This window comes from Dyella japonica (assembly GCF_040545895.1).
Classification (GTDB): Bacteria; Pseudomonadota; Gammaproteobacteria; order Xanthomonadales; family Rhodanobacteraceae; genus Dyella; species Dyella japonica_D.
Genome location: NZ_JBEPMU010000008.1, coordinates 42,789 through 67,281, shown reverse-complemented (window position 1 = coordinate 67,281; position 24,493 = coordinate 42,789). Strand labels below are relative to the sequence as shown.

Here is a 24,493-nt window from a genome sequence, read left to right as displayed (position 1 = left end):
TTCATCATCGTGCAACATCACTGCGCCACGCTCCGCTAAACTGATTAACCCATTGATATAGAAAGAAGCTTGTCCTTGGCACGCGCCTTGCTCAGACGCCTGTCGATTTCTCACCTTTTCGCCCGTCGAGGTTGTCCATGTCGTCCCCCGTCCAGAAAGTGCTCGATCTGATCCAGGAACACGAGGTCGAATTCGTCGACTTCCGCTTTGCCGACATGCTCGGCAAGCACCACCACGTGACGTTCCCGGCCCACGCCATCGACGAGGGCACGTTCGAGGACGGCAAGATGTTCGACGGTTCGTCGATCGCCGGCTGGAAGGGCATCAACGAGTCCGACATGATCCTGATGCCGGATCCGGACACCGCCTACCTCGACCCGTTCAGCCAGCACACGCAGATGGTCATCCACTGCGACGTGCTCGAGCCGTCGACCATGCAGGCCTACGGCCGCGACCCGCGCTCCATCGCCAAGCGCGGTGAGGCGTTCCTGAAGTCCACCGGCATCGCCGACACGGCGTTCTTCGGTCCGGAGCCGGAATTCTTCATCTTCGATTCCGTGCGCTGGCAGAACGACATGGGCCGCGTGTTCTACGAAATCGGCTCCGAAGAAGCCGCGTGGAGCTCGCGCTACAAGTACGAAGACAACAACACCGGTCACCGTCCGGGCGTGAAGGGCGGCTATTTCCCGGTCAGCCCGGTCGACTCGCTGGGCGACCTGCGCGCCGACATGTGCAAGGTGCTCGAATCGCTGGGCCAGGTCGTTGAAGTGCACCACCACGAAGTGGCGAACGCGGGCCAGTGCGAGATCGGCGTGAAGTTCAACACGCTGGTAAAGAAGGCCGATGAACTGATGACCATGAAGTACGTCATCAAGAACGTCGCCCACCAGAACGGCAAGACCGTCACCTTCATGCCCAAGCCCATCGTGGGCGACAACGGCAGCGGCATGCACGTGCACCAGTCGCTGGCGAAGGACGGCAACAACCTGTTCGCAGGCGATCTGTACGGCGGCCTGTCGCAGACGGCGCTGTGGTACATCGGCGGCATCTTCAAGCACGCCAAGGCCATCAACGCCTTCGCCAACTCCACCACCAACAGCTACAAGCGCCTGGTGCCGGGCTTCGAAGCGCCGGTGATGCTGGCCTATTCGGCCCGCAACCGTTCGGCCAGCTGCCGCATTCCGTACGTGTCGAGCCCGAAGGGCCGCCGCATCGAAGTGCGCTTCCCCGATCCGATGAACTCGGGCTACCTGGTGTTCACCGCGCTGATGATGGCCGGCCTCGACGGCATCATCAACAAGATCGACCCGGGTGCGCCGGCCGACAAGGATCTGTACGACCTGCCGCCGGAAGAAGAGAAGAACATCCCGCAGGTGTGCGCCAGCCTCGACGAAGCGCTCAATGCGCTCGACAAGGACCGCGACTTCCTCAAGGCCGGCGGCGTGTTCACCGACGACTTCATCGATGCGTACATCGCGCTGAAGATGCAGGAAGTGACGCGTTACCGCGCCAGCACGCACCCGCTGGAATTCCAGATGTACTACGCGCTCTGATCGCGAGTTGTTGCGAAATGGGGAGAGGGACGATGGGCGCTACGGCGCCCTTCGTTTTTTCCGTGGCTAGAATGCATGCAGGGACATAAGGGGAACAGGCATGCATCGCGCGCTGAAGGGAGTGCTGTGGGCGATCGTTGGATTGATCGTTGCCGTGGTAGTTGCGTTTGCGTGGGGACGACTGCGTCCACCGACGCCGGAGCAGGCCAAGGCGCTGGTTGCGCTGCAGATCGATGGCAAACCGCCGCAGGGCCGCAATGCGTATCCATGGTTGTGGTTCGCGGACTTCGATGTGCCGGCCGACCAACTCGATGCGGCGTATGCGAAAGATCATCAGCGCGTGCTTGCGTGGGAGGCGAACTTCAAGCCGGGAATCGGCAGCACCTACCCCATCCCCAATCCGCAAGCTGACTTCCCCGTCCTGCCGAAAATCTCCCGGGCAGATGGAGAGTTGCTGTGCAAGCCGCGCGAAGCCGATTGCCTGGGCAAAGTGCGGGCGCAGCGCGATGAAGTGAACCAGGTGCTCGCACGCCACCCGCAGCGACTAGCGCGCGATGAAGCGCTCAGTGGCTTCGACTACCTATGGACAGATATGCCCTTGGGTCCCGCGGTGCCGATGCCGTCCTTCGGTGCATCGATGGGGCTGTGGCATACCGCCATCGCAGCGAACTTTCTCGACGGGCATACATCTCAAGCGATGGACGCCGCGTGCACGCAGGTAACGACCATGCGTCGACTGCATGCTCACAGCAACACGCTTGTCAGCACGCTGATTTTCGCGGCGCGGTTGCGTGGCGCCGTGCAACTGTTCGTGCAGCTGTTGGGGGCGTTTCCGGCCGATGCACCTTTGCCGGCATCCTGCGCGGCGGCGTTTGTACCGGTAACCGAGGCGGATATCGATCTGTGTCCGAGTATTCGCTCGGAATTTGCCTTGGTGGGATCGCCCGAGCTGTTCGGAAAGCAAGAACATTGGTACGACAACCTGAGCTTGAATGCCAAGGCGACGCAACGCATGTTGGCGCCGCGTTACGCTGCCCTATGCAACGCGTCGCTGCCGCAGAGATTGCTGTCGGACGAACGCGTTGCATTGGCGACCGCTCCGCCGGGCTTCGATATCTTCGACCTCGTTTCCAATAGCGCGGGCACCATCCTGTCGCGCATTCCCGGGCCTGCATTCGATCCGTGCCTCGCGCGCCAACAGGATGTCGCGGCAAGCCTTCGCATGGGAGCCTTGATGCTCTGGCTGCGGGAGGCGCACGATCACGGCTCGTCCTTGCAGCAACGCTTGGCCGCACGTCCGGCGTGGATGCATTTCGCAGGTGACCGTCATGTCGAGGTCACGGCAGACGGCAAGGGTCTTCACATGGATGTACGGGACACCACCACCACGGACCCATGGCTCACGACGTGGCCGCTCCCCGCAGGCCTCTAGGAGCCTGTTCGAATTCGGGTGGCAACCATCTGCCCCTCACCGTCATTCCCGCGAAAGCGGGAATCCAGCGTCTTTACACGTTATAGAAAGGCACTGGATTCCCGCTTTCGCGGGAATGACGGTGAGGGGAATGAGTCTCGACGAGAGATAGGGGGACGAGCCCTAAGACATAACGTCAAGGGCTATGGCCGAAATCCACCACGGAAAGCGGCGCGGGGAACCCTTCGCCGGTCGATGGCGGCCGCGCCGGCGTCCACGGCTTGCCCTGGGCGAAATCCTCGATGGATGCATAGGCGCCGAGAGTGCGGAACGACTTCAGCGCATACGGCAATCCTTCGGCAGCGAGCGGCGCGTTCGCATCGCTCACGTGAAAGTGCAGATGCGGCCCGGTGGACTCGCCGGTAAAACCCAGCTGCCCGATCACGTCGCCGCGCTGCACGTGCTGGCCTGTTTTCACGCGAATGCTGCCGGGCTTGAGATGTTCGTAGAACGCGTAGCGTCCATCGCCCAGATCCAGCGCCACATAATTGCCGGCGGCATTCTCCAGCGGCACCTTGTGCGCGGCGCCTTCGGCGAGCGTCGCCGGTTCGGCGATGCCTTCACCTGTCGATGCCACGGTGGCGTCGGCGACGGCGATCACCTCGGCGCCGTCGCCGAACCACTGTTGCGGCGTTTCACCTTTCCCTTTGGCGAAGCCGCCGTGCGGGCCGAGCAGGATCCAGTCGATGGCGAATCGTCCCGGTAGCTTGACGCTGCCATCGGTGGTGTAGAGCACGCGGCGATGGCCACGTTCCCAGCGCGCATCGTAGATCGCCACCCATGGACCGCCGCGCAACGGTGGACCGAGTTGCAATGCGGCACGATGGGATGGCGTGACGTTGCCGGCTTCGACGATGCTGTCTTGCCCCGCTTCGCCGGCATAGACGATACGATGCCGCAGATGCACGCTGCTCGAAGCAGCAAGCGGAACGGAGAGATACGCCACGGCCGTGATGCCTGGCGCCATGCGGACGCGGTCGTCGCCTTTCGCACGGTCGGCCCTGCCGATGGCAGCGGTCAGTTCGCCGCCTGCCAGAGCGGCAAGCACATGCTGCTGCTCGTCGATCACCTCGATGCGCTGGAGCGTGAGCGTCTCCTGCGCTTCATTGGTGAGATGCAGCTCATACACCAGCGACACCTTGCCCGCGACCACGACCGGTTCCGGTGCCCACGGCACACGCAGATCGAATGACTGATGCACCGGTGCCCGCTGCGCGTGGGCCGCGTGAGCAAGCAGCAGGGAAAGCACTGCGAGAAGGATGCCGCGCCGCAATCGCATGGGAGGGATCCACGGTGGATAGCAGCGCGAGCTTTGATCCAGCGGCTACGAGGCGCCAATGCCAGAGGTCATTGCGTTCTCGACGCGGAAAAGCCGCGTGCGACGCCGCCACGAGGGGATGGCGGCGTCACACGCTTGTTGGTGGTCAGTGCAGTTCCACGACCACCAGACCCTGCGGCGGGATATCGATGCTCAGGCGACCGTTCTGCAGAGCGGCCTGTTCCGGAGCGGCGAGCTTGCCTGCCTCACGTAGCTGAGTGATCTGTTCGCGGCTCGGGGTTGCAGGGCGGCCCATCTTGTCGAAGGCCGCCACGGCGTTGCCGTGATCCTGGTCCAGGCGCCACACGGTGGCCTGCGTGGCGTTGCCCAGGTGCTTCAGATCCACCTCGAAGTGCTTGCTCGCGCCCGTCGGCACGCCCGGCGTGTAGTCGGCGGTATCGCCCAGCGGCTTGGTGTAGTTCCACAGCGCGAGCACCACGGTGCCATCCGCGCGGCGCGTGGCGAGTGCGCTGTCGGTCTTCAGCGGCAGCTGCGTGTCGCCCAGCTTGTGCAGCATGGCGAAGGCGTTGAAGGCCGGCTTCTCGATGCGGTCGGCAGCGATCAGGCCGAAACCGCCGTAGAACGGCGTCTTCACCACGCCCTGCTCATCGAACACGTCGGAGAACGACCAGTAGCTCATCATGTCCACCTTGCCCGCGCATTCGCGAATGGTGTTGGCCATCCACGGGCCCATGTAGACCGTGTCGGTGACGTTGGGCAGGTTGGCGTACGAGGCGTTGTACTCGCTGTAGATCAGCGGCAGCTTCGGGAACGGCGAGGCGGCGATTTCCTTGTGCGACTTCTCGACCGAACGGCACACCATGTCGCGACGCGGAATGTTTTCGTTGGTCTTGAACACGTTGTCGGCGGTGTCGTCGCCGTAGACATGCGTGCTGACGAAATCGATCGGCGCGCCGCTCTGCTTCACGTGCTTGAGGAAATCAGGCAGCCACGCCGCCTGCGCGGTGGCCGGGCCGCCCACGCGCAGGCGCTTGTCCACCGACTTCACCACGCGCGCCGAACGGTCGTACAGGTCGTAATAGGTGGGCTGTTCCGGCTTGCCGCCCCAGAAAGCAAGGTTCGGCTCGTTCCACACCTCGAAGTACCAGCTGGAGACTTCGTCAATGCCGTAGCGCTCGATCTCGTGCTGCAGGAAGGCGCGCACCAGTGCGTCCCACTCGGCCGGGTCCTTCGGCGGCATCACGTTGGGGTGATACCAGAAGTCGTGATGGCTATCGGGCTGGGTGCTCATTTCCGGCGGCATGAAGCCCAGTTCCACGAACGGCTTCACGCCGCGCGCGAGCAGGCCGTCGTACACCTGGTCCACATAGCTGAAGTTGAATTGCAGCTTGCCCTGCGCATCGCGATAGGCCACGCCCATATCGCGATCGAAGATGCCGTGGAAGCGGATATAGGTGAAGCCGGTGGCGCCCTTCACCGCTTCCAGGTCCTTGCGGTAATCGTCGCGCAGCGCGAGCACGGCGCGGCCGGAGCCGAACATGTTTTCCCAGAAGTGCGGCAGCGGCGTGCCCTTGGCGCTGGCGTCCACCTGCAACTGCACGGAATCGTTCCCGGCGGGCGCCGCGTGTACCGAGCCGAGCAGGGCAAGACAGGCCGCTGCGCAGGTGCGCAGGGCAAGGCGGCGGAGCGGCGACGGGGTAGTCATGACGATTCCTTCGATCAACAGGGGATGGGTTGGCCGGCCGTGTATGGGCGGCTACGATGTAAACGTTTACGCGGATGGTCACGGAGTCTCTTACAGACCGGGTCGCGTGATCAATATGGGAAGTTCACAGAATCCGGCGCCGCTGCGCCGCAACATGGCAAGCGAGCCTATGTCACGCCTGATTCGTAAGGCCTTTGTGTCACTCCGGCACGGTTGTGTTTGCTGCATGGCGCTGATGGCCATCGGCGCCGTTTCAACCGCCACGGCTACGCCGCAAACGTGGGCTAACCCCCTCGACATCGACTACCGCTACAACTTCGAGCAGATGAACGAGGGCATTTCCTATCGCACCGGCGCCGATCCGGCGGTGGTGCGCTACGGCGATGCCTACTACCTGTTCCAGACGCTGGCCGACGGTTACTGGCATTCCACCGACCTCGTGCACTGGGATTTCGTGCAGCCCGACCACTGGCCGTTCGACAGCGAAGTGGCACCGGCCACGCTGGTGGCCGACGGCAAGCTGTTCCTCATGCAGTCTGCCACCGAGCCGCGGCCGTTGATGTTTTCCACCGATCCGGCACACGGCCGCTGGCAATTCTGGACACGCCTGCTGCCGCCGATCCCTGGCGCGGTGTCGAGCGCGGGCGAATGGGCCATGAAACCCGGCGAGCTGCCGCCCGGTCCGTGGGACCCCGCGCTGTTCCAGGACGACGACGGCAAGGTCTACCTGTATTGGGATTCGTCCAACGTGCATCCGCTGTACGGTGCGCAGCTGGACATGAAGTTTGCCGACGCGGGCGAAGGCGAGGGCAAGCGCCTCGCGTTCGTCACGCGGCCGCAGCCCTTGCTTCAATTGAACCCTGCCGAGCACGGCTGGGAGCGTTTCGGCGAGGACCACACCGACAACACCACCAAGCCTTTTCTCGAAGGCGCGTGGATGAATCGCCATGGCAACCGCTACTACCTGCAGTACGCCGCGCCGGGCACCGAATACAACGTGTACGGCACCGGCGTGGTGGTGGGCGACGCGCCGCTTGGCCCGTTCCGCTATGCGCCGTACAACCCGGTGGGCGAGAAGCCCGGCGGCTTCGTCACGGGCGTGGGCCACGGCTCCACCTTCGAAGACGCACACGGCAATGTCTGGAACACTGGCACGTCGTGGATCGGCGCCAACTGGACCTTCGAACGACGCATCGGCCTGTATCCGGCCGGATTTCATTCGGACGGCCAAATGTGGATCGACACGCGCTTCGGCGATTTCCCGCACCGCATGCCCGATCACGCCTTGAAGGAAGGCGAAGACACCTTCACGGGCTGGATGTTGCTCTCGTATCGCAAGAAGGCCATGGCGTCATCGTCGCTGCGCGATCATCCCGCCTCCGCCGCCACGGACGAAAACCCGCGCACGTTCTGGGTGGCTGCCAGCAACACAGCCGGCCAGACGCTCACCGTGGATCTGGGCGGCGAACGCACTGTGCGCGCGGTGCAGGTGAATTTCGCGGACTATCAATCCGGCCGTTACGGCGACGCGCCCGACCTCGTGACGCAGTTCGTGCTGGAAGGATCGCGCGACGGCACGCACTGGAGCACGCTGGCCGACCTGTCGCGTGAAACGCGTGACCGCGCCAACGCCTATGTCGAACTCGATCAGCCGGCACGCGTGCGCTATGTGCGTTACGTGCACAAGCATGTGGGCGCGCACACCTTGGCCATCGCGGACCTGCGTGTGTTCGGCAACGCCGACGGTGCATTGCCATCGGCGCCCCGATTGGTATCCGCCAAACGACTGAGCGATACACGCGATGCCGACATTGTCTGGACGCCCGTGCCCGGTGCGGTGGGCTACAACGTGCGCTGGGGGCTCGCCGCCGATCGCCTGCACTCCACCTATCAACGCTTCGCCGACCAGCCGACGCGATTGGTGCTGCACTCGTTGAACAAGGGCGTGAACTACGTGGTGGCGGTGGAAGCGTTCGACGAGCACGGCGTCTCCGTGCTGTCAGCCGTGCGGAATCTGCCCGCCGGCGAGTGATCAGCCGTCGAGCGTCTGACGCAATTGCTGCAATGCCGGCAGCAGCGTGTCGGGCCGGCGCAGCGACTTGCGCGCCGCGCCGATGGCCTGGCGCACGCGGCCTGGGGTTTCGCCACGCGCAATCACATCGATGGCCGGCGCGCGGCATGCAAGCAAGGTGTCTACCCAATCGGCCGGTTGCAGGGCGCGGAAGCGCTGCGTCAATCGCCGCGCGGCGCGGAATGGCGCGGCCATGTCGTCGAGTTCGTCCAATGCCCTGGCCACGCGTGCGGGCAGGCGTTCCGCGGTGGCTGGGTCCATCGCTTCGGCCATGGCCGCCAGCGCATCGGCCAATCGGCGACGCAGCACGTCGGTGGAGCGCACGGGCAACACGCACCAAGCCGAGGCCAGGCCAATCATCGCCCCAATGACGATCTCTTCCAGTCGCAGCCACAGCAGCATGGCTGGCGGCTGCGGTTCAAAGCCCTGCAACAGCGCGAGCGCGAGCGTCACGAACAAGGCCCACCACGCGTAACCCAGCGGGCGCAGCCACACGCCGAAGAACAGCGCGATGAGAATCAGCACGCCCGTCATCGCAGGACTTGCACCGGTGTGTATCGTCAGCGTCATCGCCAACACCGTGCCCGCCGCCGCGCCCAACACGCGCAGGCCGCACTTGTAAGCGACATCAAGCCGCCCGCGGTTGCCGCTGTTCACGATGAAGGCCGTGAGCACGATCCACGCCCAGCGTTCCGCAAAGCACAGGTAACCGACGACAAACGACAACGCGAGCGCCACCGCCATCTGGATGGCCATGCGTGTGCTGGCAGTCGGGCGCATGCCGCCTTCCTGCGCTGGTGTGGCGGGTGCGTGTTCCAGCGTTTCCACCGGCGGCAACAAACGCAGTCGACGCGCGAGCAGATGAAACATCGTCACCCACAGCAATGACAGCAGCGCCACCGCCACCGGCACCAGCACGGGCGGTAGAGCGCCGCCGGGCGAGGCGTGGACGTGCGGCACGGTGAGCAGCGTGACGAAAGGCAGCGCGATCAAATGCCCTGCACGTCGCGCCATCGAGCCGAACCCGCGCAACCAGATCGACAGGAATATGCCGACGACAAAGGCCAGCGCACCGATCCACGGCGTGTCACGCAGCAACAAGCCCACGCCCATCGCCACGAAACCCACCAGCGGCAAGACCACCACCGCTTCCAGTCGTCCACGCAGATCGCGGTCCATATGGCTGCGCGACAACGACAGGCTCAACACCACCGCCAACACCGCCGGACCGCTGCCCGGCGACAGCTTGAGCGTGCAGAGCAGCGTGGCCAGCACCGCCAGCATGGTCACCACGGCTTCCACCAACGGCTGTATCAGCGCGGCCCCACTCGACCGGGCCATGCGTATCCATGCGGGAAAAGTGTCGGCCATGGCGGGGCAGCAGGTGGAGGAATGGCGGAACTATAGTTCGTCCATGTTGCCGCCGGAGAAGTCCGCCATGGCGGTGACGCTCAGGCGTGCGATGCAGGCCGCTTTCGCAACAGTACCCACAGAGCCACGGCAGCCAGCACATCGAGCACGGCAAGGCTGGCAAACAGCGGGTGATAACCCACGGTATCAGCCACGGCACCCACGATGAGGGAGAACGCCAGGCCGCCGATCCACGCGGCCGAGCCGGCCATGCCGGTGGCCGTGGCGACCACGCGGCTGTCGAAAACATCAGCCGAGAGCGTCATGAGCGCACCGGACAGCATCTGGTGCGCGAATCCGCCCACGCAGAACAGGGCGATGGCCACGCCGGCGCTGTCGGCAAGGCCGATGCAGGCAGGCCCGAACATCAGCGATGTGCCCAGCGTCATCACCAGCTTGCGCGAGGTGAGCAGCGAGGCGCCAAAGCGGCGCATGAGCCAGGGTGCGAGATAACCGCCGCACAGCGAGCCGGCATCGGCCGCGAGGAACGGCAGCCACGCAAACGCCGCCATCTGCGTGAGCTCCATGTGGCGCACTTCCGACAGGTACAGCGGAATGAAGAAGTTGAACGTCTGCCATGCCGGTTCGGCGAGAAAGCGCGGCAGCGCGATGCTCCAGAACTCGCGCGTCGCCAGCACGGCGTGCCATGCATCCGCGCCCTTGGCGGCGGGTGCTTCTTCTCGTCCGGCGAGAATGTAAGCACGTTCAGTCGGGTCGAGGCGGCGGTCATGCTCCGGCTTGCGATAGCCCACGTACCACAGCGCCGCCCACAGCAGGCCCACGCTGCCGGTGACAACGAAGGCCGCCTGCCAGCCCCAATGCAGGATGCAGAAGATCACCAGTGGCGGCGCGATCATCGCGCCCAGCGACGAACCGATGTTGAACCAGCCGGTGGCCACCGTGCGCTCTTTCGGTGGAAACCACTCCGACACCGCCTTCAGGCCGCTGGGAATGGCCGCTGCCTCCGTGGCGCCGAGCAGGCCGCGGAAGAAGGCGAGGCTGCCCCAGCCGGTGGCCAGTGCGTGCGCACAGTTGGCGAGCGACCAGCCGATGGCGAAGAGCGCAAAGCCCAGGCGCAAACCCACGTGATCGAGCACCCAGCCGGCGACCGGCTGCATCACCGTATACGCGCCCTGGAACGTCGCCACCACCCAGCTGTATTCGCGCGTGGACATCGCGAATGCCGACTTGAGTGTCGGCGCGGCCACCGACAACGTCGAGCGCGCGAGATAGTTGAGGACTGTGCCAATGGTAACCAGGCCAATGATCCACCAGCGGCGGCCGTGCGTGAACATCAAAGACACCTCGCGCTACGGCTGGCGCAGCAATGAAGACCGGCGATCTCAGCCCGGCGTGACGACAATGGCGGAAACCAGCGCGGGGCCGCCTTCGGGCACGAAGTCGAGCACGAGCATGCCGTTCTTCACCACCACGGGGAACTGGCGCGTCACCGTTTTCAGCGCGCCACCGGCCGCCGATGCGGGATTGAAGTGCGCGAGCACATCGGCATCGCCCGCCTTGACCGAGAACGTGCGCGTCGCAGCGAGCGATGCATCCGGCTCGGCGAAATGCAGCGTCACCAGCCAGCGTCCGTTGGGCATCGGTACGCGGTACTGGAAGCGGCCTTCGCGATACGCGGCGTAGAGCGCCGACTCCTTCGCACCGGTGATGGTCTTCACCGCCACGTCAGGACCTTCCTCCTGGGCGCCGCGGCGGAACGGGTTGAGCACCTTGCCTTCGCCGCCGACAAAGAACGTGTCCGAACCAAAGCGTTGCCCGTCGGCCGTGGTGACTCCCGTGAGACTGCCGGCCTTGATGCGCACGCCGTTCGCTGCATCGGGCGCGTGCCACGTCACCGAATCGGAAAGCGCATGGCCCTGGATCGAGGCATTCACGATGACTTGATTGTCGCCCGCCTTGAGCGCCACGTTCTGCCACACGCAGATGTGCTCGGGGCAGAGCGCTTCACCGCGCGCCTGGCCATTGACGCTGAGCGTGGCACGTTCGGCGTTGCTGTACACGCGCACGTCCGTCACGGGGTATGCACGATCCACGTAGCGCCGGCTGGTGATGTAGAGCGTCGGCTCGTTGGACCACTGCGCCTTGTAGAAGTAGAAGACGTCCTTCTTCACCTTGCGGTCGAAGCTAACCAAGCCTTTGTCGTTGAGATAGATCGCGTCGCCTTCCTCGCGCAGGTCGGAAGGGAAGTCGAACATGTTCCAGATCCATACGCCGGAGAGGTAAGGACGCGCAGCCATCGCCTTCCACGATTGCTCGTGCACCCAGCTTTCGTATTCCTCCGGATGCGGACGTCCAAACACATTGACCGGCCCACCCAGCGGATTGTCGGTGTGCTGCGTGAGCCCGCCGCCGGCACCGTACTCGCTCACGCCGATGGGCATGGACGGATAGCGTGCGTGCATCGTGTCCAGGAATGTGCCGAGGTCTTCGGGCTTGCCGTAGTACCAGCCGAAATAGCGGTTGTAGCCGGTGAGGTCGGCCACGTTGCTCAGCACGGGCTGGCCGGGGATGGCGTCTTCGCAGCAGTCGGCATAGCCGGTGGCGCGCGAGGGATCTTCCTGCTTGGCCAGCGTGTTGAGCACCTTGAGCATCGTCAGCGATTGCGCAGGCACCTTGAGCTTGAGCTGCACCGGACGGATGTCCGTCTCGTTGCCGATCGACCACACCACGATGGACGGATGGTTGTAGTTCTGGCGGATCAGCTCGGTGAGCTGTTCCTTGCCGTTGTCGATCAGCGCCTGTTTGGGTGCCGAATTAGTGAACGACGACTGATGCACGAAGGGCACTTCGGCCCACATGACCATGCCAGCCTTGTCCGCGTCGTCGTACCACTCCTGTGCGTGCTGGTAGTGCGCGCCGCGAATGGTGTTGACGCCCATCTCCGCCATGATGGCCAGGTCTTCGGCGTGATCCTGCGGCGAGATCGCCCAACCCTTGCCGAGGCGGTCCTGATGACGCGAGGCGCCATGCAGCGGCAGCGTCTGCCCGTTGAGACTGAAGCCGGTGTTGGCGTCGAAGTGGAACGTGCGCACGCCCAGCGGCTGCTCCACGCGATCGATCACGTTGCCGTGGTCGCGCAGCTCCACCGTCACCGTGTAGAGGTACGGATCCTTCAGGCCATTCCACAGGCGCGGATGCGCGAGCGTCAGCATGCGGGGCACGTCTTGCATGGACGCGCCGCCCAGTTTCACCGATGTACTGTCCGTGGCAACCGCATGCTTCGCGTCATCGCGAATGGTGGTGACAACGCTGAGATCGCGCTGCGATGGAGCGAAGTTGCGCAGTTTCGTGAGCACCGACACCTTGGCTTCGTCTGCCGTGACGTTGGGCGTGCTCACGTAGACGCCGGGACCGCCGTGGTCGAGCAGGTCGATCTGCGCACTGTCGGTGTCGATCAGCGACGCCTGGCGGTAGATACCGCCGTTGACGAAGAAGTCGCCGCCCAACGGAATCACGTTCTCGGTCGAGGCGCCGATGTCCGGCTTGCTGTTGTCGGCCTTCACGACGATGAGGTTGGACACACCCGGCTTCACGAAACGCGTGATGTCGAAGCGGAAGCGCGAGAAGGCGCCCCGGTGCTGGCCCACGTGCTCGCCGTTGACCCACACGTCGGCCACGTTGCCCACGGCATCGAACTGCAGGAACAGGTGATGTCCCGGCGCCACCTTGGGCACGTCCACATGCAGGCGATACCAGCCGATGCCGTGGGCGTTGTTCATGGCGGGCGAGGGCGTGAGGCCGTATTCGCCCACGCGGTTCCAGGTGTGCGGCAGGCTGACTTCGTTCCAGGCGCGATCGTCGTAGGTGTTGCCGGTGACGCCAGCCGCGTCACCACCGAAACGGAAGTGCCAACCCGAGGCCAGTGTTTGCACGGAGTGGCCCTCGGAGCCGGACGAGCCCGCGGCACTGGCGCCGGAGCATGCGGCGGACGTCATGAGGCCGATGAGGCAGGCAAGGGCAAGAGCGTGTCGGCCACGATTCCGCTGCATCACCGGTCATCCTGTTTCTGAAATATTGGTTTGACCAATACTCCGGTATGGTGTTCCTGCTGTCAACGCGACCATCGGCACACGCCGCGCATAAAAAAGGCCGCCACGCATCACGTGACGGCCGAGGGAAAAGCGTTGGAAAGAAGCGCTTACCAGTTCCACATGGTGCCGTCTTCCAGGCGCGCGACCGGGAGATAGGCGGGTTCGTACGGATACTTGGCCGCTTCCTTCTCGTCGATGTCCACGCCGTGGCCCACGGCATCGCCCGGGTACAGGTAACCGTCCTCGAAACGATAGGCGTGCGGGAACACGGCATCGGTTTCCGGCGAGTGGCGCATGTATTCCTGGATACCGAAATTGGGCACCCACGTATCGAAATGCAGCGCGGCGCCCATGGTCACCGGCGACAGGTCGGTGGCGCCGTGGCTGCCGGTGCGCACCTGGTAAAGCGAGGCCAGGTCGGCGATGCGGCGCAGGTGCGTGATGCCGCCGGCGCGCACCACGGTGGTGCGGATGTAGTCGATCAACTGGTTCTGGATCAGGTCCTTGCAGTCCCAGATGGTGTTGAAGATCTCTCCCACCGCCAGCGGCGTGGTGGTGTGCTGGCGGATCAGGCGGAAGGCTTCCTGGTTCTCGGCCGGCGTGGCGTCCTCCAGCCAGAACAGCCCATAGGGCTCCAGCGACTTGCCCAGCTGCGCCGCCTCGTTGGGCGTCAGGCGATGGTGCGCGTCGTGCAGCAACTGGACGTCGAGGCCGAACTTCTCGCGCAGCTTGTCGAACAGCGTGGGCACGAAGCGCAGGTACTTGGGCGTGTTCCACTGCGTTTCCTGCGGCAGGCCGACGCCTGCCGGCTCGTAGAACAGCTTGCCGCGGCCCACGCCGTAGACGTCCTTCATGCCGGGCACGCCCGACTGCGCGCGGATGGCCTTGTAGCCCATGTCCACGTAGCGGGCGACGGCATCCACGGTCTCGGCCAGGTCCGCACCATTGGCATGACCATAGACCAGCACGCGGTCGCGGCTCTGGCCGCCAAGCAGGTCATAGAGCGGCATGTTGGCCATCTTGGCCTTGATGTCCCACAGCGCCGTGTCCACGGCGGCAATGGCGGACATGGTCACCGGGCCGCGACGCCAGTACGCGCCGCGGTAGAGGTATTGCCAGATATCCTCGATGCGGCGCGGATCCTTGCCGATGAGGCAGGGGATGACGTGGTCTTCCAGATAGGCGACGACCGCCTTTTCGCGGCCGTTGAGCGTAGCATCGCCGATACCGCTGACCCCTTGATCCGTCTCGATTTTCAGGGTCACGAAATTGCGACCTGGACAGGTGACGATCACGCGGGCACGTTCGATCTTCATGGAGGGTGCGTATTCCATTTCAGCGGTGGGGGGCTATACTGCTGGGCATACTATTCTGCCTTGCCAATTTAGACAATATTGGTCTTACTAATTAGGCGAAAGCGAGCCATATGACGATTTCCAAGAAGGGCCGGAAGGCCGCCGCCAGCGACGCCGCGGCTGCGCAGGCGAACGGGCGGCTCTACCAGCGCGTGGCGCACCGGTTGTTCCAGGAACTGGCCAACGGCAAGTACGCCGTGGGCGACCGCCTGCCGGCGGAACGCGAACTGGCGATCGAGCACGAGGTCAGCCGCCCCGCGGTGCGCGAGGCGATGATCGCGCTCGAAGTGCAGGGCCTCATCGATGTGCGCGTGGGTTCCGGCGCGTACGTGCGTCGCCTGCCGGGCGTGGATGACCGGCCGGGCTTCAACGTCACCGCCTTCGAGCTCACCGAGGCGCGCCTGTTGTTCGAAGGCGAAAGCGCGGCGCTGGCTGCCACCAACATCACCGAGGCCGAACTGGACGAGCTCGAGGCCCTGGTGCGCCAGATCTCGGACGAGAACCAGCGCCGCAGCGTCACCGAGAACGCCGATCGCGATTTCCACATGCTGATTGCGCGTGCCACGCGCAACCTCGCCATCGTCAATGCCATCGAAGAGCTGTGGCGGCTTCGCTCCACCTCGCCCGAATGCGCGCTGCTGCACGCCAAGGCGCGCGCGGCCAACGTGCGTCCCGTGGTGGAAGAGCACAGCGCCATCGTCGAGGCCCTGCGCACGCGTGACCCGGCGAAGGCACGCGCGGCCATGCGCGCGCATCTCGCGGCCGTGATCGACCACCTGCTGTTCGCGACCGAAGAGCAGGCGCTTGCGAAGGCGCGCGAGGCCGTCGCTTCCACCCGTCGCCGTTTCGGCAACATCGCCTCGATCTGAGCTTGCCCATGTCCCGTCCCCTGGTGGTCCATCCGGACCGGTTTTTCCCTGCCGATCCGGCAACCCGCAAACTGTGCCGCCAGCTCTACGAACAGGTGGAGAAGCTGCCGATCGTCAGCCCACACGGGCACACCGATCCGCGCTGGTTTGCGTATGACGAACCTTTTGCCGACGCCACCAGCCTGCTGCTGACACCCGATCACTACGTGCTGCGCATGCTCTACAGCCAGGGCGTGCCGATGGAAGCGCTGGGCGTGAAGCCGCGCGGCGAAAAGGCCAGCGTCGATCCGCGTGCGGCATGGCGTCGTTTTGCCGAGTACTACCATCTGTTCCGCGGCACGCCGTCGCGCACGTGGCTGGACTGGGTGTTCGCCGACGTGTTCGGACTCACCGTGCGCCTTGATGCCAGCACGGCGGACGTCTATTTCGATTGCATCGGCGAGAGGCTCGCCACGCCGGCCTTCCGGCCGCGCGCATTGTTCGAGCGATTCAACATCGACGTGCTGGCGACCACGGAATCGCCGATCGACTCGCTCGAGCATCACGTCGCCATCCGCAACAGTGGATGGCAGGGCCGTGTGATCACGGCGTTTCGTCCTGATCCGGTGGTCGATCCGGAATTTGAAGGCTTTCTCGGCAACCTCGACCTGCTTTCGCAGATGACGGGCGAGGATGCGCGCAGCTGGCAGGGCTATCTGGCCGCGCTGCGCCAGCGACGTGCGTTCTTTGCGGCGATGGGTGCCACTTCGACGGATCACGGCCATCCCACGGCGGCCACGGCCGACCTTTCCGACGCACAGGCGGCAGCGCTGTTCGCCCGCGTCACGAACGGCAAGCCCACGCCTGAAGACGCCGAGCTGTTCCGCGCGCAGATGCTGACCGTGATGGCCGGCATGAGCGTGGAAGACGGCCTGGTGATGCAGATTCATCCGGGTAGTTGGCGCAACCACAATCCGTCGCTGTTCGAGCGCTTTGGCCGCGACAAGGGCGCGGACATTCCCATGCGCACCGAATACGTGCGCGCGCTGCAGCCGCTGCTGGCGCGCTATGGCAACGAGCCGTCGCTCACCATCATCGTGTTCACGTTGGACGAATCCACCTATGCGCGCGAGCTTGCGCCGCTCGCCGGACACTATCCCGCGCTGCGGCTGGGTCCCGCGTGGTGGTTCCACGACAGTCCCGAAGGCATGCGCCGGTTCCGCAAGGCGACGACGGAAACGGCGGGTTTCTACAACACCGTCGGCTTCAACGACGACACGCGTGCCTTCCTTTCCATTCCGGCGCGGCACGACCTGGCGCGCCGCATTGATTGCGGTTTCCTCGCCGAGCTGGTGATGGAGCATCGCATCGAAGACTGGGAGGCGGCCGAGCTGGCCGTCGATCTCGCCGGCAAGCTCGCCAAGCAGGCTTATCGCCTGTGACACAGCGCCTTTCGCGGGATGTACTAGCGCAACTCGCTCCTTCGGTGCACCGGCCCGACTACGATCGCGACGCGAAGGCTTGCGGCATCGTGCACGTGGGCATTGGCGCGTTCCATCGCGCGCATCAGGCCGTGTATACCGACGACGCGATGAATGGCGGCGATGGCAACTGGTGCATCACGGGTGTGTCGTTGCGTTCGCCGGACGTGCACGACCAGCTCGCGCCGCAGGATGGTCTCTACACGCTGAACGAGCGCGGCCCGAACGCCGCTGCGCCACGACTGATCGGTGCCGTGCGACGTGTGCTGGTGGCGCCACGCGATCCAAGCGCCGTGGTGGATGCCATGGCCGATCCGGGCGTGCACATCGTCACGCTCACGGTGACCGAGAAGGGTTATCTCGCGCGCGGCGAAGGCAGTCTCTACGACTACATCGGCAAGGCGCTCGCGCGACGTCGATCGCAAGGCTCGGGCGGCCTCACGCTGATCAGCTGCGACAACCTTCCGCATAACGGCGAGCGCTTCTCGGCGGCGTTGGGTGAATATCTCGAGTCGCTCGACGCCGACACCGCACGCTGGTTTCAGACCGAGTGCGCGTGCCCATCCACGATGGTCGATCGCATCGTACCCATGACGACCGACACCGACCGGGCCGATGTTGCTCGCACCATCGGCGTGCGTGACGAGGCCGCCGTCGTCACCGAGCATTTTCATCAATGGGTGATCGAGGACCGCTTCGCGGGCCCGCGTCCGCGCTGGGAAGCCGGCGGCGCGCAATTCGTGCGTGACGTGCGCGCGTACGAGGCGGCCAAGCTGCGCATGCTCAATGGCGCGCATTCGGCGCTGGCTTATCTTGGCCTCGCGCGCGGTCACGAGTACGTGCACCAGGCCATTGCCGATCCGCAGATTGCGCCATTGATCGCGCGCCTGATGCGCGAGGAAGCCGTGCCGACGTTGCCGTCGGTCGACATGGATCTGCTGCGCTACGCCGACGCGTTGATCGAGCGCTTCACCAATGCCGCGCTTCCGCATCGGCTACGCCAGATTGCGATGGACGGCTCGCAGAAGATTCCCCAGCGTTGGCTGGCCACGCTGGACTGGCACAGTCGTCGCAATCAACGCTGTCCCGCGCTGATCACGGCGCTGGCGGCGTGGATCGACTACGTGCGCGGCGAAGGCCGCCTCGTCGATGACCCGATGGCCGATGCGCTGGCGGCGCTGTGGGCGAGCGAAGGTCGTGGTGGCATCGCCAGGGCGCTGTTCGGGCCGCAGGGTCGCTTTGAGGCCTCGTGGGTTGCTCCTGAAGTCGACCTTCAGGCGCTCACGGGACTGCTCGATTCGGATTGACCAATTATTTCCGGACATGCTGCCTAGCAGCATCCGAAGTGGCCGAACCGCCATTATTTTCCTGCGTTTCGGTGTATAGCGCGGAAAATCCTGAAATAGCTGATTTGCCGGCCTTTTTGATGCGTCGCACAAGTTTGTCGGACATTCACTCGCACATAAAAATAATTGCAAATCTGCATAACCGAATTGGTTGACTCCCGCGTTGTACCGTTGCCATCATTGGTCTGACCAATAAGGCTCTCGGGGAGAGGCCAATTTATGAAGCGCAAGATGTTGAGCCAATGGGTGGCGGCCGTTCTGGCCGGTGGCGTGCTCGTCAGCGTTCCTGCATTCGCTGCCGATACCGACGCCGACGCGCCGGCCCAGGCGCAGTCCGGCACGACGAACGGACAGAACACCGCCGCTCCGGCAGCCACGAAAGACCTGCAGGCCGTGACCGTGACGGCCGAGAAGCGCGTCGAAAACCTGCAGAAGGTGCCGGTGGCCGTGGCGGTGATCAACACCGATCAGCTCGCCGCCTACGACGTGCGTGACTTCAACGATCTCAACCGCGTCGCGCCGTCGCTGGTGATCAAGCCGGCGGAGAATCCGGTGAACGCCTCGCTGACCATTCGTGGCGTGGGCACGTTCGCCTTCTCCATCGGCGTGGAGCCGAGCGTGGCGGTGGTGGTGGACGATGTGCCGATCGCCTTCCAGCCGCGTGCGTTCACCGACCTGTCGGACATCGCGCAGATCGAAGTGCTGCGCGGCCCGCAAAGCACGCTGTACGGCAAGTCGGCTTCGGCCGGCCTGATCAACATCACTACGCTGCCGCCGACCGACACACTGACCGCATCGGTGAGTGCGCTGACCACCAACGATGGCGAGATGGGTGGCTCGGCGGTGTTCTCCGGCCCGCTGGCCGAGCATCTTGGTTTCCGCAGCAGCTGGAACTACGACAACTTCGGCGGCAACGTCACCAACAAGTACAACGGCAATGACGTAAACGGCCGTCGCACGCTGTCCACGCGCAACAAGCTCGTGTGGGATCCCACCGACCAGTGGAACGTCACGGCCGGTTTCGACTACATCGACGGCCACACCACCACGGGTCGTCCGTTCATTGCGCTGGCGCCGAACGCCAACCTGCGCGGCATCTATGCACCGTCGGTGTTTGCCCCGGGCATCACGCCCGGCCCGGACAACACGGATGTGTCGAACAACTACACCACGGGCACGGACTACACCGACACGGCCGGCTCGGTGAAGGTCTCCTATGACTTCGCCAACGGTGGCCCGACGCTGATGTCGATCACCTCGTACGACAGCTACAAGATGTTCGATCGCCTGGACCAGGACGAATCGGCCCTGAAGCAGCTGGACAACCGCCAGTTCGGCACCTTCGCCTCGCACCAGACCACGCAGGAATTCCGCCTGCTCTCGCCGGGCGATGACCGCTTCCGTTACACGCTGGGCCTGTTCTACGCCGACGTGGATTACAGCCGCAACTTCGGCCGCGGCCCGTATTACTCGCTCGCGTCCTGGTATGCCACTTCGTCCTCCAAGCAATACGCCGGCTTTGGCCAGATCGAGTACGACCTGTGGCCGGGCACCACGCTGATACTGGGTGGCCGCGAGAGTTACGAAAAGATCGGCTACACCTTCAACGACTACCTCGCCAAGACCGCCTTCAACGGCAGCAACGGCGACAACTTCGGCACCTACAAGGCGGGCATCCAGCAGCAGGTCACCGACGACTTCATGCTGTACTTCACCACCGCCTCGGGCCACAAGGGCGAAACCTACGATCTTTCCACCGGTTTCAACGCGGTTCGCGCCGCAGGCGGGCCGGTGAAGCCGGAAACGTCGACGGATTACGAACTGGGCGCACGCATGCAGTTCCTGGATCGTCACCTGACGTTGAACACCACGCTGTTCGATACCCGCTACAAGGACTTCCAGGCGCAGGGCATCGAGACGCTGTCCGACGGCACCACCAACTATCGCCTGGCCAACGTGGGCAAGCTGCACACGCGCGGCGTAGAGCTGGAAAGCTCGTACCACGTCAACCAGGACCTGACGTTCGGCGCCAACGCCACCTACCTCGATGCGGAAATCACCAGTTTCCCGTTCGCGCAGTGCTATCCGAACCAGACGGTCGCCCAGGGTTGTACCGGCACGTCGGTGAAGAGCCAGAACCTGGCCGGCGCACGTCCGCCGCTGGCGCCGAAGTGGAAGTTCGACGCCAACTTCAATTACACCCATCCGCTGGGTGGCACCGGCTTGCTCGGCGTGGTCAATGGCTCGTACACGTACCAGAGCGAAGTGAACTATTCGCTGAGCCAGGACCCGATGACGGTGCAGGGCGGCTACGGCATCGCCAATTTCTCGATCGGCGTGCGTGAGGAAAGCGGTCGCTGGGAAGTGATGGGCTTCGTCAACAACGCGTTCGACAAGCACTACTACTCCAACCTCACCAACTCGACCAGCAACTATGCCAACCAGCTGGCCGTGCAGTCGTACCTGCCGCGTGACTTTGAGCGTTACTTCGGCATCCGCGCGACGTACAACTTCCAGTAAGGCCCGCCCGGTGCACCCATGCCCTCACATGGGTCGCATCCAGGCATGCATCACGCACCGCTGAACGCTGGCGGTGCAGGATGTGGGCACCATGGCCCTGCCGCTGGAGCGGCGGGGCCATTTCTTGATGATCGAACGCAGGAAATAGGCCGTGTCCGAACCGACCATCCACATCGGCGATCGCCGCGTCGCTTGCTTCGGCGAGCTGCTGCTGCGTCTCTCGCCGCCAACGGGCGAGCTGCTGCTGCAATCGCCTGCGCTGAAAGTGCATGTGGGTGGCGCCGAGGCCAACGTGGCATGCTCGCTGGCGCTGCTGGGCCATCCGACCACCATGGTGAGCACGCTGCCGGACAGCATGCTGGGACGTGCATGCGTCGGTGAGTTGCGGCGTTACGGCGTGGATATGGACGTCCAATACGCGTCGGGACGCATGGGTCTGTACTTCCTCACGCCAGGCGCCATGCAGCGTGCCAGTGACGTGCTGTACGACCGCGCGGGCTCCGCCTTCGCTACGGCGCCTGCAGCGTCGTACGACTGGCCACGCCTGCTCGCCCATGCAGGCTGGCTGCATCTTTCCGGCATCACGCTGGCGGTAAGCGACGCTTCGGCACATGCCGCGCTTGCCGCCGCGCGTGCCGCCAGCGATGCGGGCATTCCCGTGTCGTTCGACTGCAATATCCGCGAGCGGCTATGGGCGCGGCGCTTCAGCGAGGCTCCGGCACTGATGCGCGAGATGGTGGCGCATGCCAACGTGCTGTTCGGCAACGATCGCGACATCGCACTCATGCTTGGCCATCGCTTTTCCCAGGATCAGGCGATCGATCGGTTCGCTGCCGCCGCCGATGCCGCATTCACGGAGTGGCCGCGACTGCGACGCATGGCATCCACCGCACGCGTGCACCACAGCGCCGATCATCAGGAAGCGCGGGGCTTGTGCGCCTCGCGCGATGGGCTCATCACCACCGATGCCCATGAACTCAAGGGCATCGTCGACCGCATCGGCACCGGCGACGCCTTCGCCGCGGGCTTGCTCCATCGCCTGTTCGAGGGCGCCGCGGACCGCGACGCCTTGGCCTTCGCCATGGCCGCGTTCTGCCTGAAGCACTCGGTCGGGGGCGATGCCAGTCCCTTCCGTGCCGCAGACGTGGACGCCTTCGTCACCTCACGGGGCTTCGACGTCAGACGCTGATGCGAAACGCATCGGCTCTTGTCAGGCGCCTGCATAGCGACGGCTGCCGTCATCTGGTCAGAACCTCATAGTTCGTCCCCTTTGGGGTCTCATAGTTTGTGAGTTTAGTGAGCCCCCGACACAGACCATGCGTACAAACAGGGCGCATAGTTTGTACCTATCATTTGAAATCAGTCGGTTATCACATGCCAAATTGCAGCAGCTGGGCGTACAGAACTCGATAGTCTGTACATCGCCTTTCTTGATATCGGCAAATAAAAAGCCCGCAAGGGGGAGCCTGCGGGCTTTGGGTCATCCATCTTTAGTCTGCTTAGGTAGGAGGGGAAGCCAGGCTAAGCGGTGGGACTGATGTCTCTCGACATGGAATAACTATACCTGTCGGTATATTAATAAATCGTAACTTGGAGGAGGCGTCAGCGACCTCTGCTACACGAGCTTTCGCCGCTACTGAAAAGCAGGCGTGACGGCTACCAACTGTGCGGGAAATGCGCAGTTCGCGATAACTGCATGAGAGAGTTCTGGCACCGCCTGAAAGGCGCGTTCGTGTTGGGCGCTCTATTTGCGGGCTGAACTTGACCTATTGAATTACGATCATCATGCTATATGATGATCGTAATGGCATCGCGGTGGCGCCCTGCGCGGCCATGACAAAGGCACATCATTCCGCTCTTGCGAGGCTTTTATGAACGACACAACCGCCGCCACCGATATCTCCAGCCGCCCTGCGCAGGCAGGGGCGAGTGACCTGGCTATGCTCGGGCTCGCCCAGGCCGCCGCTGCCATCAGCCGCGGCGAAGTTACCTCCGAGGCCTACACGTCTGCCCTATTGCAGCAGGCGCGAACGCAGACCGAACTCAACTCATTCATCAGCGTTGATGAAGCTGGCGTCCTAGCCGCAGCAAGAGACGCCGATAAGGCGCGTGCTGCCGGCTCGGCAGCCCCGCTTTTGGGCGTTCCGTTCGGCGTGAAGGACAGTTACTTGACGAAGGGGTTGGCAACGAGCCTAGGGATTGGCGGCCTCCGCCACTTCGTACCAGAAGAGGATGCAGATGCTGTCCGCGCGATTAAGAATGCCGGCGCATTGGTACTCGGCAAGAACAACCTCGTGGAGATGTCCTTCGGTTTGACCGGCAGCAACGGAGACTTCGGGCAAGTAAAGAATCCACACGCGCATGATCGGGTGACCGGAGGCTCTTCGAGCGGTTCCGCCGCCTCTGTGGGCGCCGGCATTGTCCCGGCCTCCTTGGGTGGTGACACCGTAGGCTCGATCCGCGTGCCGGCTTCCCTTGTTGGCGTAGTGGGCTTCAAGCCGACGACGGGTCGATGGCCGCGCACCGGTGTGGCGCCCATTTCCCATACGCTCGATACGACCGGTGCATTTGCACGCAGCGTCGAAGATGTCGCGCTGCTTGATCAGGTCGTGACCGGCGAACGGGACAGGGAGTCATTCAAGGGCGGACGTGACCTGACGGGCGTCCGGCTGGCTTATGCACCGCGGCAATTCCTCGATCTGGTCGATCCGGAAGTCGAAGCTCGCTTCCATGAGTCACTCCGACAGCTTCGGCACGCGGGTGCTGAACTGATTGAGGTGGATCTTGGCGACGATTACGGCGCCCTCATCCATTCCGCAACGTGGGGCATCTTCTTCCACGAAACGATGGGCGCGGTCTCGGAGTTTGTTCGCCGCCACCAAATCCCGACGACGTTTGATGAGATCTATCAGGCCCTCAAGCCCGAGCTACGCGACGTTTGGGGACACATGGTGTTGCCCGGCGGCGGGGGCGCGATCTCCCAAGAGGCCTATCAAACAGCGCTAACGGTCAGTCGTCCGGAAATCCAGCGTCGGCTGGACAAGGTATTCGTGGCGCAAGGAGCCGCGGCAATTCTGCAGCCGACCACGCCCAGCACGGCACCACTGATCGACCAGCAGACGAATTTCACCATCGCGGGCAAAGACGTCACTTATCTCGCCCTAGCAACCAACACGGTTTCCGCAAGCAGTGTGGGCTTGCCGGGTATCAGCCTGCCGATGGGCCTGTCGAGTGACAGGCTTCCCATCGGCCTTGAGCTCGATGCCCCTTTGCGAAGCGACCGCGCCCTGCTGGGCCTAGCTCGTCGCGTTGAGGCCATTTTGGGTGCACGGGCGGGTACGTTCTGAACCTCGAGCCCCTTTCCATTGCGGGAGGGGCCGACTCCATCTCGCGCTAGCAAGG

The 24,493-nt window shown here is 64.1% G+C and carries 15 protein-coding genes; 9 read left to right on the top strand and 6 right to left on the bottom strand.

The window, feature by feature from the left end:
* Window positions 1-137 precede the first annotated feature (137 nt).
* The gene (gene glnA, locus ABIC75_RS21865) at window positions 138-1,553 is read left to right on the top strand and encodes a type I glutamate--ammonia ligase (protein WP_354016013.1); all 1,416 of its coding nucleotides are present in this window, start codon (window positions 138-140) and stop codon (window positions 1,551-1,553) included.
* A 100-nt stretch (window positions 1,554-1,653) separates the two neighbouring features.
* Entirely contained in the window at window positions 1,654-2,985 is a 1,332-nt protein-coding gene (locus tag ABIC75_RS21860; RefSeq protein WP_354016012.1) for a hypothetical protein, read from the top strand.
* A 175-nt stretch (window positions 2,986-3,160) separates the two neighbouring features.
* On the opposite strand, the gene ABIC75_RS21855 is transcribed toward ABIC75_RS21860, so the two are convergent.
* Together ABIC75_RS21855 and ABIC75_RS21850 are read right to left on the bottom strand one after the other, a co-directional pair.
* Window positions 3,161-4,303: a M23 family metallopeptidase gene (locus ABIC75_RS21855; protein WP_354016011.1), complete on the bottom strand. Its 1,143-nt coding sequence runs from the start codon at window positions 4,301-4,303 to the stop codon at window positions 3,161-3,163.
* Window positions 4,304-4,448: 145 nt separating this feature from the next.
* The gene (locus tag ABIC75_RS21850; protein ID WP_354016010.1) at window positions 4,449-6,008 is read right to left on the bottom strand and encodes a GH39 family glycosyl hydrolase; all 1,560 of its coding nucleotides are present in this window, start codon (window positions 6,006-6,008) and stop codon (window positions 4,449-4,451) included.
* Window positions 6,009-6,234: 226 nt separating this feature from the next.
* Between ABIC75_RS21850 and ABIC75_RS21845 the strand changes: the two genes are divergently transcribed.
* Window positions 6,235-8,040 (top strand): family 43 glycosylhydrolase, encoded by a 1,806-nt coding sequence (locus ABIC75_RS21845; RefSeq protein ID WP_354016009.1) that lies wholly within the window; start codon window positions 6,235-6,237, stop codon window positions 8,038-8,040.
* Here the strand turns inward: ABIC75_RS21845 and ABIC75_RS21840 are convergent, their stop codons facing one another.
* The 4 genes from ABIC75_RS21840 to manD all read right to left on the bottom strand — a co-directional run bounded on the left by ABIC75_RS21840 (window position 8,041) and on the right by manD (window position 14,875).
* Window positions 8,041-9,420, bottom strand: coding sequence for an FUSC family protein (locus ABIC75_RS21840; protein ID WP_354016008.1), 1,380 nt, complete (start codon window positions 9,418-9,420; stop codon window positions 8,041-8,043).
* Between the two features lie 110 nt (window positions 9,421-9,530).
* Entirely contained in the window at window positions 9,531-10,784 is a 1,254-nt protein-coding gene (locus ABIC75_RS21835) for an MFS transporter (RefSeq protein WP_354016007.1), read from the bottom strand.
* Between the two features lie 48 nt (window positions 10,785-10,832).
* Window positions 10,833-13,382, bottom strand: a complete 2,550-nt coding sequence (locus ABIC75_RS21830; protein WP_354016006.1) for a glycoside hydrolase family 2 TIM barrel-domain containing protein — start codon at window positions 13,380-13,382, stop codon at window positions 10,833-10,835.
* Between the two features lie 266 nt (window positions 13,383-13,648).
* Complete coding sequence (gene manD, locus ABIC75_RS21825; protein ID WP_436407968.1) at window positions 13,649-14,875, bottom strand: D-mannonate dehydratase ManD; 1,227 nt, start codon at window positions 14,873-14,875, stop codon at window positions 13,649-13,651.
* Window positions 14,876-14,967: 92 nt separating this feature from the next.
* On the opposite strand from manD, the gene ABIC75_RS21820 reads away from it, so the two are divergent.
* The 6 genes from ABIC75_RS21820 (at window position 14,968) to ABIC75_RS21795 (ending at window position 24,438) form a co-directional block, all read left to right on the top strand.
* The gene (locus tag ABIC75_RS21820; RefSeq protein ID WP_354016004.1) at window positions 14,968-15,765 is read left to right on the top strand and encodes a FadR/GntR family transcriptional regulator; all 798 of its coding nucleotides are present in this window, start codon (window positions 14,968-14,970) and stop codon (window positions 15,763-15,765) included.
* A gap of 8 nt (window positions 15,766-15,773) precedes the next feature.
* Window positions 15,774-17,186, top strand: coding sequence for a glucuronate isomerase (gene uxaC / locus ABIC75_RS21815; RefSeq protein WP_354016003.1), 1,413 nt, complete (start codon window positions 15,774-15,776; stop codon window positions 17,184-17,186).
* Window positions 17,183-18,532 carry a mannitol dehydrogenase family protein gene (locus tag ABIC75_RS21810; RefSeq protein WP_354016002.1) on the top strand — a complete coding sequence of 450 codons (1,350 nt, stop codon included), beginning with the start codon at window positions 17,183-17,185 and terminating at the stop codon, window positions 18,530-18,532. The genes uxaC and ABIC75_RS21810 overlap by 4 nt, the downstream gene beginning before the upstream one ends.
* A gap of 258 nt (window positions 18,533-18,790) precedes the next feature.
* Complete coding sequence (locus tag ABIC75_RS21805; protein ID WP_354016001.1) at window positions 18,791-21,091, top strand: TonB-dependent receptor; 2,301 nt, start codon at window positions 18,791-18,793, stop codon at window positions 21,089-21,091.
* A gap of 172 nt (window positions 21,092-21,263) precedes the next feature.
* On the top strand, window positions 21,264-22,280 hold the full coding sequence (locus tag ABIC75_RS21800; protein WP_354016060.1) for a sugar kinase: 1,017 nt from the start codon (window positions 21,264-21,266) through the stop codon (window positions 22,278-22,280).
* 682 nt (window positions 22,281-22,962) lie between these two features.
* Window positions 22,963-24,438 carry an amidase family protein gene (locus ABIC75_RS21795; RefSeq protein ID WP_354016000.1) on the top strand — a complete coding sequence of 492 codons (1,476 nt, stop codon included), beginning with the start codon at window positions 22,963-22,965 and terminating at the stop codon, window positions 24,436-24,438.
* Window positions 24,439-24,493: the final 55 nt, after the last annotated feature.

Coding starts and splice junctions, on each gene's coding strand:
- ABIC75_RS21820 (WP_354016004.1), top strand. CDS start 14,968: ATGACGATTTCCAAGAAGGGCCGGAAGGCCGCCGCCAGCGACGCCGCG.
- ABIC75_RS21860 (WP_354016012.1), top strand. CDS start 1,654: ATGCATCGCGCGCTGAAGGGAGTGCTGTGGGCGATCGTTGGATTGATC.
- glnA (WP_354016013.1), top strand. CDS start 138: ATGTCGTCCCCCGTCCAGAAAGTGCTCGATCTGATCCAGGAACACGAG.
- ABIC75_RS21845 (WP_354016009.1), top strand. CDS start 6,235: ATGGCGCTGATGGCCATCGGCGCCGTTTCAACCGCCACGGCTACGCCG.
- uxaC (WP_354016003.1), top strand. CDS start 15,774: ATGTCCCGTCCCCTGGTGGTCCATCCGGACCGGTTTTTCCCTGCCGAT.
- ABIC75_RS21855 (WP_354016011.1), bottom strand. CDS start 4,303: ATGCGATTGCGGCGCGGCATCCTTCTCGCAGTGCTTTCCCTGCTGCTT.
- manD (WP_436407968.1), bottom strand. CDS start 14,875: ATGGAATACGCACCCTCCATGAAGATCGAACGTGCCCGCGTGATCGTC.
- ABIC75_RS21850 (WP_354016010.1), bottom strand. CDS start 6,008: ATGACTACCCCGTCGCCGCTCCGCCGCCTTGCCCTGCGCACCTGCGCA.
- ABIC75_RS21795 (WP_354016000.1), top strand. CDS start 22,963: ATGAACGACACAACCGCCGCCACCGATATCTCCAGCCGCCCTGCGCAG.
- ABIC75_RS21805 (WP_354016001.1), top strand. CDS start 18,791: ATGAAGCGCAAGATGTTGAGCCAATGGGTGGCGGCCGTTCTGGCCGGT.
- ABIC75_RS21840 (WP_354016008.1), bottom strand. CDS start 9,420: ATGGCCCGGTCGAGTGGGGCCGCGCTGATACAGCCGTTGGTGGAAGCC.
- ABIC75_RS21835 (WP_354016007.1), bottom strand. CDS start 10,784: ATGTTCACGCACGGCCGCCGCTGGTGGATCATTGGCCTGGTTACCATT.